Raw genomic sequence first — 12,115 nt, 5'->3', positions numbered from 1 at the left:
CTTACGAACCATTTATCCTTTCAAACCACTCACACTACTGTGCGCTAACCTCACCATGTTCCACGTGGAACATTCCGCAAGCACCAGGCTGGTTAAAATCCTTCAATGGCTGAAAGTTTAGAGAGGTAATAAAACTTTGAAGGTTTTGGTTGATTATGAGAGATAGCAGTCGATTATAATGATCTGAATCCAATTCAGAGTGCAGGTCATCCACAAGCAATACAGGACTCTCCCCCCTTCTCTGCCCGATTATCTTAGTCTGCGCCAAAAGCAGGATAATCGCGGTGATCTTTGTTTCACCTCTTGAGAAGATGTTCCTTATAGTTCGACCTTCCTGTAAAACTCTCAAATCTGATCGTTGCGGACCGCAGCTGGTAAAACCACGCTCTCTGTCGATTCTGCTACTTCTTTCCAGGGCCTCTGCCAAGGATGATTGCTCTTTCCAGCCCTGTTTCAGTTCTATTGATATGGGTGGAATCAGATCTGTTGAATACACAATCTCCTGGAGATTTTGGTTCCACACATCTGTGTACGCTCGCATACGACGATCTATCTCCTCTCCCAAATCTATCAGTTGTCTATCCCAGACCTTGATTTGCTCGATAGATCCACGCAAAGCTCTATTTCGTTGCACCAATACCTTTTTGTACCTGTTGGCCAGATCTCCATATTCATGTTCCACGTGGAACATACCCCAATTGATGAGTCGGCGCCTGTGCTTTGGATCTTCTTCAATGATGCGTTGAATGTTTGGCGTGATGATTGTTAAAGGTATGGTCTTTGCCAGATCAGAGAGTTTCTTCAATTGCTCTCCATCTTTGCGTATTACAGTTTCTTTAACTGTTTTCTGCAGACCTATCTGGTGTCTGCTTCTATCCACACTTTTTAATATTGTGAAAAGATTGAGATGGTCTTTGCCTTCTTTTAACAGTTGGCCGCGCTTCTGCTGTCTGAATGAGCGTGCCCTGGCAAGTAGATAGATGGATTCTAGGAGCGTGGTCTTTCCAGCGCCGTTGTTGCCGGTGATTATATTCAGCTTTTTATTGGGTGAGATTTCTGCGTGCTCTATGTTTCGCAGGTTCTCAATTTTTATCTGTTCTATGTGCAATGTGTCTGTTTTTTGCCTGGATCTCTATGTTATCTCTAGATCCTCATCGGCATCACCACATATCGGCTTTCATCGTTATCCTTCCCATATATCAATGCACTGCTGTTCGTATCCTTGAGTTCTATGATGATCGAGTCCTCTGCTATGGCATTGATGGCATCCAGCAGATATCCAACGTTGAAGCCTATTTTCAACTCATCGCCACTGTATTTCACTTCAAGCTCTTCCTCTGACTCCTCCTGTTCCGGATTGTGTGCCTGCAGCTGCAACAGATTTTCTTTTAATTCGAAGCGAATACCTCTGTACTTTTCATTTGACAGAATGGATGCGCGTGTCAGTGACTGGCGAAGACTGGTCTTATCTGCTTCTACCTCCTTGTCCGATCCTGTCGGCATCACTCGTTGATATTCCGGGAATCTGCCATCGATGAGTTTTGAAGTGAAGACAGCTTTCTCCAGCAATACCCGTATGTAGCTGTTGCTCATCTCGATCTTGATCTCATCGTCACTGTTTGAGAGTAATCGACCCAACTCTATGACTGCCTTGCGCGGAAGTATGATCTGTTGATTTATCTCTTCAGGGGCCGATTTCTTTATCTGGCTCATGGCAAGTCGGTGGCCATCTGTCGCGACTGTGCGTATATCACCTTTACTGATCTCGAACAGCATGCCGTTGAGGTAGTAACGAACATCTTGCTGTGCCATGGCAAATTGTGTCTTTTCAATTAATCGATTAAGTGTATTCTCATTAATCGACATTACATTGTTACTCGGAGTCGGTTCTATGACCGGGTAGTCTCGAGCAGGGAGGAGGCTGAGAGAGAACCGGCTTCTGCCTGATTGCAGGCGCACTTTGTCTTCTGTGACATTCAGGGTTATTGGCGCAGACTCTGGAAGGGCCTTGCATATATCGAGCAGCTTTCGTGCTGGTAAGGTGAAATCAGCTTCACCATCACATTCTACCTTGGCCTCAGTTTTCAACTCGACTTCCAGATCTGTGGCTGTGAGTTGGATTAAACCATTTCCGGCATTGACAAGAATGTTAGCCAGTATAGGTAGTGTTTGACGTCTTTCTACGACACCTGCAATCTTCTGCAAAGGTTCGAGCAGGGTTTCCCTATCTGTGTTTATCTTCATGTTTATCCACTCAGCATTTAATTAATTCTTTTTAAGAGTCTAAGATTATTATTATTATTAGGCCCCGTCACTTCTGGTGTATAAGTCTATATCTATATGTTTTTTAAATGTTTTTTTCATTTTTTTGTGTGTTTTCATCTATTCTTTTGCTGCCCATTAACTGTTGATGAATTGTGGATAGAATGACACTTCAATATTACCCGATTTTCTCAACAATTTATCCACATTAACTGCTGAGGGTTCTCAACAGATTGGAATAGTCTTCTGAAATTCGCGGATCGCTCTCACGAAGTTCCTTCACCTTGCGGTTGGCGTGAATGACTGTTGTGTGGTCTCTTCCACCGAAGGCGTTGCCAATCTCCGGAAGACTGTGATTTGTCAGCTCCTTCGCAAGTGTCATGGCAATTTGTCTTGGGCGGGCGATTGATCGGCTTCGCTTGGAAGAGGTTAGATCAGATGTGCGGATTTGAAAATACTCTGCAACAGTCTTTTGTATATTTTCAATAGTGATCTGCTTGTCGTGGGCGGCAAGCATGTCACGCAAGGCGTTCTTGGCAAAGTCCAGGTTTATCTCTCGACCAGTGAATGTGGAGTTTGCGATGACCCTGCGCAGAGCACCCTCCAATTCCCTGATGTTGGAGCGGATTCTCTTACCCATGAAGAAGGCAACTTCATTGGGTAAATCGATGTTCAATTGAAGCGCCTTGCTCTGCAGTATGGCGACCCGGGTCTCAAGGTCCGGAGGCTCGATGGCCACGGTCAGACCCCATCCAAATCGCGATTTTAGCCGCTCCTCCAGGCCGCTTACCTCTTTTGGAAAGCGATCGCTGGAGAGAATAATCTGCTGCTGAGATTCAAACAGTGCATTGAAGGTGTGAAAAAATTCTTCCTGAGAGCGCTCTTTACCTGCGAAAAACTGAATATCATCGATGAGCAGGGCATTGACAGAGCGATAGCGTTTTTTAAATTGCTCGATGGTGTTGTGCTGTAATGCCTTTACCATCTCGGCAACGAATCGCTCGGAATGGAGATAAACCACGCGTGCTTGCGGGTTCTTTTTCAGCATCATATTTCCCACCGCATGCATGAGATGAGTCTTTCCCAAACCTACACCACCATAGATAAAGAGTGGGTTGTATGCCTTTCCGGGATTCTCGCCAATCTGCATCGAGGCAGCGCGTGCTATCTGATTAGATTTGCCCTCGACAAAGGTATCGAATATGAAACTTTGGTTTAGATTGCTGTTTGTCGAGAGGGTCTTCTCATCTGACTGGGAAAGTTTATTTGGTATAACCAGATCACTCTGCTTTTGTGCCGGTCTCCTTTTGCTGCCGATCTCCACCCTGACGGTGGGAGGATTACCATCACACAAACTATTCAGGTGATCCTGAATAGTGTCCAAGTAGTGATTGCGTACCCAGTCTAGAACGAACCGGTTAGGTGCCAGGAGTTTCAGGTGGTTTTGGTCTTCAACGATTTGTAGTGGGCGTATCCATGTGTTGAACTGTTGCGGTGATAACACCTGTTCAAGATGTTCGGAACATCGTTGCCAAAGGTTCAAGTTCTCTCTCCAGCAGCGTTGGATGAGTTGTGATAGATTTTGAAACCAGCCAACCGGCTCTGAAACGCCCTCTGGCCATACCATTTTGAACTGTCAAGTCTACCTCTGGTCGGAGCAGTTATCTATAGCCGATTAGGATTAGGCGTCGACTTTTTTAAAGTGGATTGTCTATTGACAGGGAAGGGTGTTTAGGACTAGGCTACGCGTCTTTTTTTCGACCAAAAATTATTTTCGATTTATTGGCGGATCTACCGGTAGACAGCTATGAAAAGAACCTTTCAACCCAGTAATCTGAAGAGAGCGCGTACCCATGGGTTTCGCGCACGCATGGCAACACGTAATGGCCGCAAAGTGCTTAAGGCACGCCGGGCCAAGGGTCGCGCCCGCCTGGCACTCTAATATATATACGCTCCTTGCCAACCTCCGAAGGGAATTTTCCCCGTCGTTGCAGACTTCTCAAGCCCGACGAATATCGTCGGGTTTTTAATGACGGGCAGCGCTCATCGGATAGGTTATTTCTGGTGCTTGCCAGACCCAATCGGCATGGCTATGCACGACTCGGCTTGGCGGTCTCCAAAAAAAGTAGTCCCAGAGCCGTGGATAGAAATCGCATTAAACGTTTGATTCGGGAAAGTTTCAGACTGAACCAGGGACTGTTGGCTGGACGCGATCTGGTGGTTGTCTCTAGACATGGCGCTGTAAATGCCGAGAATAGGCAGTGTTTGAACTCCCTTGGACAACATTGGCAAAAGATGGTGGAACAATGCGCCGCATCGTGATTTCACTGATCAAGCTTTATCAAACGATTCTGAGCCCGTTTGTAGGACAACATTGCCGTTTCTATCCTAGCTGCTCCTCCTACGCCCTGGAGGCCCTGGAAAAGCACGGAGTAGTGCGAGGTCTGTGGCTCTCTATCAAGCGTGTCTCCCGTTGCCATCCCTGGCATGAAGGCGGAGTAGACCCCGTACCTGAACCCCGAAGAAAGCAGTTTCATGGATAATATAAGACTGATCCTATTTTTTGTTCTCGCCTTTGTTGGTTTGTTGCTCTATCAGGCCTGGCAGCAGGACTATGGTCCCAAGAGTCAAGCCAAGCCGCAGACAACGGATACTTCGGTAACTCCCGATGTCGTGGAGAGCTCGGCAGCTGTGCCGTCAGTTGAGGTCAAGGCTGAACTGCCGGCTGCCGCCGGTCCGGACACTGCTGTTGCATCTGCCGGATCGGCTCAGGCGCAGATTGTAAGAGTCGAGACAGATCTGCTTAAAGTGGAGATATCGACACGGGGCGGCACGGTGCAGAAGGCGCTGTTGCTTGATTATCCCGAATCCCTGGATCAGCCTGATATAAAGGTTGAGCTATTAACGCCTCGGGAACCTGATATCTTTATTGCCCAATCCGGCCTGATCGGCAGCGAGGAGGGCAAAGCGCCCAACCATGAGGCAATCTACCAGGCACAACAGGGCCAATACAAAATGGGGGATGGGAGTGACGAGCTGATCGTTCCCCTCACATGGTCGAGCGGCGACGGCATTGAAATCACTAAACAGTTCATATTTCGGCGTGGCAGCTACCTTTCCGATGTTTCATATCTGATTGATAATCAATCCACTGCTGGATGGGCGGCGAGGGATTATGGACAGCTGCAGCGGATGGAGCCAAGCAGTGATGGCAACGGTTTCACCACCTATACCTACACCGGGGGTGTCTACTACAACCCGAAGGATAAGTATGAAAAGGTGGACTTTGACGAAATGGCGAAGAAAAAGCTCAACGTCGAGACGGATCAGGGATGGCTGGCTATGATTCAGCACTATTTTCTGAGTGCCTGGATACCACCCAAAGATCAGGTGGAGCACTACTATACCAATGCACTCTCGGGTGGAAAGTACCTGATCGGCAGCTACTCCCCAACAGTAACCGTAACCGCCGGTGAAACTGCGACCCTGACCCGCCAGCTCTACATTGGTCCGAAATTACAGGACCAGTTGGAGGTTATAGCCGAGGGTCTTGAACTGACGGTGGATTATGGCTGGTTGACTGTGATCGCCAAGCCTATCTTCTGGCTATTGAAGACCATCCATAACTGGGTAGGCAACTGGGGTTGGGCGATTATCATTCTTACCCTGCTGATAAAGGCGGCCTTCTTCAAGCTGTCTGAAACCAGTTATAAGTCGATGGCAAACATGCGCAAATTCACGCCAAGGATACAGGCGATCAAGGATCGTTATGGCGACGACAAGCAGCGTATCCAGGCTGCCATGATGGAGCTGTATAAAAAGGAGAAGATCAATCCCCTTGGTGGCTGTCTGCCTATCCTGGTTCAGATACCTGTCTTCATAGCGCTCTACTGGGTTCTGCTGGAGAGTGTGGAGTTACGCCAGGCCCCATGGATTCTGTGGATTGAAAGTCTGTCGGAAAAAGATCCCTATTTCATTCTGCCATTGATCATGGGTGTCTCCATGTTCGTGCAGCAGAAGCTCAATCCGGCACCGCCAGATCCGATGCAGGCGAAGATCATGATGACACTACCGTTTGTGTTCACCATATTTTTTGCCTTCTTCCCGGCAGGTCTGGTGCTCTATTGGGTGGTCAACAATCTGATTTCGATTGCTCAACAGTGGTATATCACGCGCAAGATCGAACAAGCAGCAAGCTGATTTCTCAGCCTGAGCATGCGGCCGCTTGATACCATCGCGGCAATCGCCACACCGCCAGGCCGCGGCAGTGTCGGCATAGTCCGCATAAGCGGACCTGAGTGCGGTAGGATTGCCGAGCTGTTGTTGGGTTCGGTTCCGCCGCCCAGGCAGGCATCTCTGCGATCCTTTCGGGATCAGCATGACAATACCATCGACAGTGGCCTGGCCATCTATTTCCCCAATCCCCAATCATTTACCGGTGAAGATGTGCTGGAACTCCAGGGCCATGGCGGGCCGGTGGTTTTGGATCTGCTGCTGCAACAGATCCTTCAGCATGGTGCACGTCTGGCCCGTCCTGGTGAATTCAGTGAACGGGCCTTTCTGAATGGTAAACTCGATCTCGTGCAGGCCGAAGCGATTGCGGATCTGATCGATGCGGAGAGTCAAGCGGCGGCCCGATCGGCCACCCGCACCCTGCAAGGGGCATTTTCAGACAAGATACATAAGCTGGTTGAGGCACTGATCGAACTCCGCCTCTACGTCGAGTCAGCCATCGACTTTCCCGAAGAGGAGATCGATTTTCTCGCTGACAGTAACGTAAGTGAACGCTTACATACTATACTCGATGAGATTAACGACACGCGGCAGAGCGCCCATAGTGGCAGACTGCTGAGAGATGGATTGACCCTGGTTATCGCGGGCAGGCCCAATGCCGGCAAATCGAGTTTGTTGAATGCCCTGGCCGGTGCCGAAGCCGCCATCGTCACCGACATCCCGGGAACCACCAGGGATCTGTTGCGCGAACGTATCACCATTGAGGGCATGCCCCTGCACATTATCGATACCGCGGGTATGCGCGATAGCCATGATCCGGTCGAAGCGGAGGGCATTCGCCGGGCGAAACATGAGATGGAGCTGGCTGACCGGGTACTGTGGGTGTTTGACGACCATACGGATCCGCAACACCTGGCCGTGGACAGAGACCAATTGCCGGATGGTGTTCCTGTAACCCTGATCCGAAACAAGATTGATATTGCAGGCAGTTCACCGCGACTCAATGAGGATGAGTCTGGGATTGAGATTGCCCTATCCGCCACCCGAGGCGAGGGAATAGATCTGCTTAGAGCCCATCTCATACAATGCGTAGGTTACCAGCACCTGGGTGAAGGGGACTTTATCGCCAGACGCCGCCATCTGGATGCCTTGGAGAGAGCCATCGAGTATCTTCGCCAGGGAGCGTTGAGTCTGCAACGGGATAGAGCGGGTGAATTGTTGGCTGAAGATCTTCGGTTGGCACAGCAATCATTAGCGGAGATTACCGGCGAATTTACCGCGGATGACCTTCTAGGACGGATCTTCAGTAGTTTCTGTATCGGTAAATGAGGTCCTTGGCCAGGTATGGATCCAGTTTTGAATAAACCGATTTTTTTTGACCGAGCACATTGTAGGCGTGGCATAGGCAGTGCTATCTGTGGTGCAATAGAGTGACAATATAAGAGGAGTAAAACCATGCTGGGTGAATCCCATGATCTACTACATGAATTCCCGGAATATGCCGACAAGATTGCGGAGTTGCGTGCCAGCAATGATGTCTTCCATAACCTGATGGACGAATATGACTGGTTGGATGCACATATCCGTAATCTCGAGGAGTTGCACAATCCGGTTTCCGATTTCCATATGGAGGAGATGAAGAAACGGCGGGTACTATTGAAAGACAGGCTGTATGCCATTTTACACGGCTGATTGATCTTCATCTCCGTCGTGGACGGAACAGACGAACCTGTCGGGCGAATGCGCGCCGTTGTTCAGCGTCACTCCCCTGTGAGGCGTAGCGCAATTTGATATAGAGGCCGATGATGGCCATGATCTGGCTGGCCAGATCCGGTCGCTGGCGGGCAGCCCGGGTTGCGAAATCCATGGGGCCTTCATAGGATCTACGCCGGATACCCAGGCGGGAGAGCTTTTTACAGAAACGGTGATAGAGCTGTTGTGTGGGAGAGAGCCTCAACCTGCCCTGGCGGATGATTATCAACACCACAACCAACAAGACAATCGCCACCGATCCCGCGGTGATCAAACTCCAGCGGACGCTGCTATAAGCGTCAAATCCAAAATTACGCATCAGGGTGAATTGGTGTTCCCTGCTGTAACCGATGATCAACCGACGCCACTGGATATTAACGCTATCGAGGGCATGGGTGAACTGGCGTAGCATGGATGCAGCCAGACCGCTACCATCTATCTCGAACATGGCCGGCGCACCCTCTTCGCCGAAAGCCATGCGTAAGGGGTATTCTATGCGTTCCGGGGCGACCGCCGCGGTGGGGTCTATTCTTACCCAGCCTCTTCCTTCCAGCCACACCTCCGACCAGGCATGGGCATGGTATTGGCGAATGATAAAGTAGTCTCCGAGCTGATTGTACTCGCCACCCTGATAACCCAGTACCAAGCGTGACGGAATGCCGGCAATGCGCATCAATTGCGTGAAACTGGTGGCGTAGTGTTCACAGAAACCGGCCCTACCCTCAAATAAAAATTCTTCAACGGGATTGTCTCGATATGTTGGTGGTGAGAGCGTGTAGATAAAAGGATTTGTGTTGAAGAAACGCAATGCCTGTTCGACTACCTGTGTATCGGTTTGTGCTTCTGTGCGCCATTGAGCGACCAGTTGACGTTGCTGATCCGTCACCGTCTCACCAAGCTGCAATCCTCTTTGACGTAGTATTGATGAGAGGTCAGACATACCATACCGGGTCGATGAGTGCAGAGTGTAAGACTTAGGAGTAGTCACGGCTGTGCTGTAAATTAACTGTAAGTCATGCTTCAGTCTGCTTCGGGCTGGTGCTTCAAGGGGAACATCAAGGGCGACCAGCCACTCTTCATCATGTGGCTCCAGGAAAATTTCATACTTGATTGGCTGATCCAAAATGATCAACTTGGTGCTGTCCGTGCCGATCGGTTGTTGCTTGTCTGTATACCAGCTATATCCATCCGTATCCCACAGAACCAGAGCGCGCCAATAACGTTGCTGTGGTGGTGGCGGAGGCTGTTTGAATTGTGCCCTGAAAGCCACCTCCGAGGATTCAACCAGTTCACTGACCGAGCCTGGAGTGACTCTATCACTGAGACCTGTCCTGGCGACCGATTGAGAAGCAAAGTTCCACAGCGGTTGTGTGATGCGGGGAAATATGATGAACAGGATGATCGCTATGGGTAAAGCCTGCAGGGTTATCTGTATGGTCTTTATGAACGGGCGCAGAATATTTCGTGGAGGCGTGACCCGGTTTATCTCCAGCAATAGAGCAGTGAGAGCGGTAACCACGATGACAAGATAGATGGATAGTGCCAACGATTGGCTATATAGGAATTGTGTGACAACGACAAAGTATGAGATGAATACCGAGATATAGATATCCCGTCGCTTTCTTGTCTCCATGACCTTCAGCAGCAGCATTATTCCCAACAGGGCAACCCCAGGATCCCGTCCCAATAGTGTCTGGTATCGGGAATAGACGACAAATATCGATACGCATGTAACCAGCAGAAGCAGCCACTGCCCGGGTTGAAGTTTGTGCCAATGGAGACTGGCGATACGCCAAGTGAACAATAGTAAAAGATAGAGTGAGATATTGAGGGGGATGTTGCTTGAGTGGGGTAACAGCGCCAGGCCCATCACCAGGCTGAGCCTTAACATGAAAGCGGGTGTTACCGAGTAGTCAACCGGTTGTTTCATTGTCATCGCCGTAACGGGCAAGCAGTGAAAGACAGCGTTGCTGGTGCAAAGGTCCAGATGCGGTGGGTATCTTCTGCCCCGGCATCTGCAGACTGTATCTTTGTTGTTGCTCTTCGGCCTGGAGAATGAATCGACAAAGCAGGCTGAGGCGTTGTTCGGTAGGGTACTCTTTCAGCAGCTCCCAATCGAGACGCACCTGTTCGCTCCGGTCACCGCCAAACTGTTTACTCAACAGCCCCCGCTCTCTGGCCTGGGCCTTCCAATCGATCTGCCGAGGAGAATCCCCCAGCCGATAACTTCGCAAGCCGATGAAGTCGTCAGCGCCTACGCCTCTGTCGCCTGAGTCGCTGTGACTGTAGACAGCCTGGGTCGGTGGTTCGCCCTGAGTGGCAGGTTTGGGGTAGACCAGACAAGATTGGTCGAGTTGGGCATAACTCCAGGCCCTGAAAAGACCGAGTGGATAGCTGGTCTGAATGATGATTTCCGGTATCTGCAGGTATCCGCGCCGTTCGGTCTTTATGGGTATGTGCAGCTCAGTGATTGAGTTGGCTGGGATATCGACCGTGTCAGCAAACTGCTTTTTGCACCTTAAGGCAATCCCATAATGATAGGCAGTGCTGTCGTTCTTCACACGCAGAGAAAAGTCGGCGGTCTGACCGGCGAAAACGGAAGCCGCCTCTCCTGGCTGGATCGACAGACCGAGTAGATTGCGCCAGGTGTGAAGGATGGTTACCAGCCAGATACCACCGAGCAGGAAGGTCATCAAGTGTCCCAGGTTACTGCCATAGTTGATGGAGCCAGCCAACATCAATAGCAACAGCAGGGCCAACAGCATTCCCTGTCGGGTTGGCAGAATATAGATGCTGCGCGCTGCAATTCGCACCCTGCCACGGGATTCCGGTCGTGCGCGGCGACGCAAGTTCTTCAGCCAGTGAACCTGGGTTATCGCTGCCATCTCAAGGGATAGGTACTGAACTGATTAGATTCATCACCAGACTCTCCCCGTGCGGCTCGGCGCTATCCCCTGCCGGCTGCAGGCGGTGTCCTATGGTGGCGGGCAGGATCGCTTGCAGATCTTCAGGTAACACCAGCTTTCTGCCTTCGATCAATGCCCAGGCCCGGGCGCCCTGGAGGATCGCCAAACCAGCCCTGGGAGAGAGACCGTGCCGGTAGTCTGGAGAGTTACGGCTGTATGAAAGTATATCCTGACAGTAGTCGATCAGGGCATCCGCCACATGCACGGCTGAAACACGCTGCTGATATTCGGTCAGTTTCTGACTGTCTATCACGGCCGATATTTTTTTCAGCATTTGACGCCGGTCCTCGCCGCCGAGCAGTTCTCTCTCAGCTTCTCTCGCGGGATAGCCGATGCGTATGCGCATCAGAAACCGGTCCAGCTGTGATTCCGGCAACGGGAAGGTGCCGACCTGATGGCTGGGATTCTGCGTGGCAATGACAAAAAAGGGTTCAGGCAAGCCGTGGGTGACGCCATCGGTGGTGACCTGGCGCTCCTCCATGGCCTCCAGCAAGGCACTTTGCGCCTTGGGTGTGGCGCGGTTGATCTCATCGGCCAGGACCAGTTGCGCAAAAATTGGGCCGTGGTGGAACTGAAAGCGCTGTTCGCTTCGCTCAAAGATCGACACCCCGACGATATCCGAGGGTAGAAGATCGCTGGTAAACTGGATGCGTTGGTAGTGAAGCCCCAACATATGGGCCAGGGTATGGGCCAGGGTGGTCTTACCGACGCCGGGCAGATCCTCGATCAACAGATGCCCCCGGGCCAGCAGACAGGCAAGGGATAGTTTAACCACCTCCTGTTTGCCCAATAGAATATTGCCGGCGGCATCGATAATCTTTTGTAATTCAGAGCTCATAGATTTCCGTGGAGTCCATCGAATCGGCTAAAATAGCCGATTCCCATTAAAGAATCTTTGCAAA

At 50.5% G+C, this 12,115-nt stretch carries 12 protein-coding genes; 6 read left to right on the top strand and 6 right to left on the bottom strand.

The window, feature by feature from the left end; all coding sequences use genetic code 11:
• Positions 1-34: 34 nt before the first annotated feature.
• The 3 genes from recF to dnaA all read right to left on the bottom strand — a co-directional run bounded on the left by recF (position 35) and on the right by dnaA (position 3,805).
• Positions 35-1,108, bottom strand: a complete 1,074-nt coding sequence (gene recF / locus R2K28_RS20275) for a DNA replication/repair protein RecF (protein WP_316367340.1) — start codon at positions 1,106-1,108, stop codon at positions 35-37.
• 35 nt (positions 1,109-1,143) lie between these two features.
• A complete protein-coding gene (dnaN, locus tag R2K28_RS20270; protein WP_316367338.1) occupies positions 1,144-2,244 on the bottom strand; it encodes a DNA polymerase III subunit beta in 1,101 nt (366 codons plus the stop codon).
• Between the two features lie 226 nt (positions 2,245-2,470).
• Complete coding sequence (dnaA, locus tag R2K28_RS20265; protein WP_316367336.1) at positions 2,471-3,805, bottom strand: chromosomal replication initiator protein DnaA; 1,335 nt, start codon at positions 3,803-3,805, stop codon at positions 2,471-2,473.
• 264 nt (positions 3,806-4,069) lie between these two features.
• Here dnaA and rpmH point away from each other — a divergent pair, with 264 nt between their 5' ends.
• The 6 genes from rpmH to R2K28_RS20235 all read left to right on the top strand — a co-directional run bounded on the left by rpmH (position 4,070) and on the right by R2K28_RS20235 (position 8,187).
• The gene (gene rpmH, locus R2K28_RS20260; RefSeq protein WP_108276448.1) at positions 4,070-4,204 is read left to right on the top strand and encodes a 50S ribosomal protein L34; all 135 of its coding nucleotides are present in this window, start codon (positions 4,070-4,072) and stop codon (positions 4,202-4,204) included.
• A 14-nt stretch (positions 4,205-4,218) separates the two neighbouring features.
• Positions 4,219-4,584: a ribonuclease P protein component gene (rnpA, locus tag R2K28_RS20255; protein ID WP_316367333.1), complete on the top strand. Its 366-nt coding sequence runs from the start codon at positions 4,219-4,221 to the stop codon at positions 4,582-4,584.
• Positions 4,569-4,805, top strand: a complete 237-nt coding sequence (yidD, locus tag R2K28_RS20250) for a membrane protein insertion efficiency factor YidD (protein ID WP_316367331.1) — start codon at positions 4,569-4,571, stop codon at positions 4,803-4,805. Before rnpA ends, yidD begins: the two co-directional genes overlap by 16 nt.
• On the top strand, positions 4,798-6,462 hold the full coding sequence (gene yidC / locus R2K28_RS20245) for a membrane protein insertase YidC (protein ID WP_316367329.1): 1,665 nt from the start codon (positions 4,798-4,800) through the stop codon (positions 6,460-6,462). The genes yidD and yidC overlap by 8 nt, the downstream gene beginning before the upstream one ends.
• Positions 6,463-6,477: 15 nt before the next feature.
• Positions 6,478-7,824 (top strand): tRNA uridine-5-carboxymethylaminomethyl(34) synthesis GTPase MnmE, encoded by a 1,347-nt coding sequence (mnmE, locus tag R2K28_RS20240; protein ID WP_442871411.1) that lies wholly within the window; start codon positions 6,478-6,480, stop codon positions 7,822-7,824.
• Positions 7,825-7,950: 126 nt separating this feature from the next.
• Complete coding sequence (locus tag R2K28_RS20235; protein ID WP_316367327.1) at positions 7,951-8,187, top strand: YdcH family protein; 237 nt, start codon at positions 7,951-7,953, stop codon at positions 8,185-8,187.
• Positions 8,188-8,194: 7 nt separating this feature from the next.
• Here R2K28_RS20235 and R2K28_RS20230 read toward each other — a convergent pair whose 3' ends face one another.
• The 3 genes from R2K28_RS20230 to R2K28_RS20220 are packed head-to-tail and all read right to left on the bottom strand — an operon-like array spanning position 8,195 to position 12,051.
• The gene (locus tag R2K28_RS20230; protein ID WP_316367325.1) at positions 8,195-10,177 is read right to left on the bottom strand and encodes a transglutaminase TgpA family protein; all 1,983 of its coding nucleotides are present in this window, start codon (positions 10,175-10,177) and stop codon (positions 8,195-8,197) included.
• The gene (locus tag R2K28_RS20225) at positions 10,161-11,132 is read right to left on the bottom strand and encodes a DUF58 domain-containing protein (RefSeq protein WP_316367323.1); all 972 of its coding nucleotides are present in this window, start codon (positions 11,130-11,132) and stop codon (positions 10,161-10,163) included. The genes R2K28_RS20230 and R2K28_RS20225 overlap by 17 nt, the downstream gene beginning before the upstream one ends.
• Before the next feature lies 1 nt (position 11,133).
• Positions 11,134-12,051, bottom strand: coding sequence for an AAA family ATPase (locus tag R2K28_RS20220; RefSeq protein WP_116445500.1), 918 nt, complete (start codon positions 12,049-12,051; stop codon positions 11,134-11,136).
• Between the last annotated feature and the right edge of the window lie 64 nt (positions 12,052-12,115).

Source organism: Candidatus Thiodiazotropha sp. CDECU1 (genome assembly GCF_963455295.1).
Lineage (GTDB): Bacteria > Pseudomonadota > Gammaproteobacteria > Chromatiales > Chromatiaceae > Thiodiazotropha.
Note: the sequence above shows the minus strand (reverse complement) of the source record. Positions and strands in the feature narration are given on the sequence as shown.

What these genes read in the sequence shown, in the direction of transcription:
- dnaN (WP_316367338.1), bottom strand. Translation starts at nt 2,244, where the DNA reads ATGAAGATAAACACAGATAGGGAAACCCTGCTCGAACCTTTGCAGAAG.
- rpmH (WP_108276448.1), top strand. Translation starts at nt 4,070, where the DNA reads ATGAAAAGAACCTTTCAACCCAGTAATCTGAAGAGAGCGCGTACCCAT.
- yidD (WP_316367331.1), top strand. Translation starts at nt 4,569, where the DNA reads ATGCGCCGCATCGTGATTTCACTGATCAAGCTTTATCAAACGATTCTG.
- yidC (WP_316367329.1), top strand. Translation starts at nt 4,798, where the DNA reads ATGGATAATATAAGACTGATCCTATTTTTTGTTCTCGCCTTTGTTGGT.
- mnmE (WP_442871411.1), top strand. Translation starts at nt 6,478, where the DNA reads ATGCGGCCGCTTGATACCATCGCGGCAATCGCCACACCGCCAGGCCGC.
- R2K28_RS20235 (WP_316367327.1), top strand. Translation starts at nt 7,951, where the DNA reads ATGCTGGGTGAATCCCATGATCTACTACATGAATTCCCGGAATATGCC.
- R2K28_RS20230 (WP_316367325.1), bottom strand. Translation starts at nt 10,177, where the DNA reads ATGAAACAACCGGTTGACTACTCGGTAACACCCGCTTTCATGTTAAGG.
- R2K28_RS20225 (WP_316367323.1), bottom strand. Translation starts at nt 11,132, where the DNA reads ATGGCAGCGATAACCCAGGTTCACTGGCTGAAGAACTTGCGTCGCCGC.
- R2K28_RS20220 (WP_116445500.1), bottom strand. Translation starts at nt 12,051, where the DNA reads ATGAGCTCTGAATTACAAAAGATTATCGATGCCGCCGGCAATATTCTA.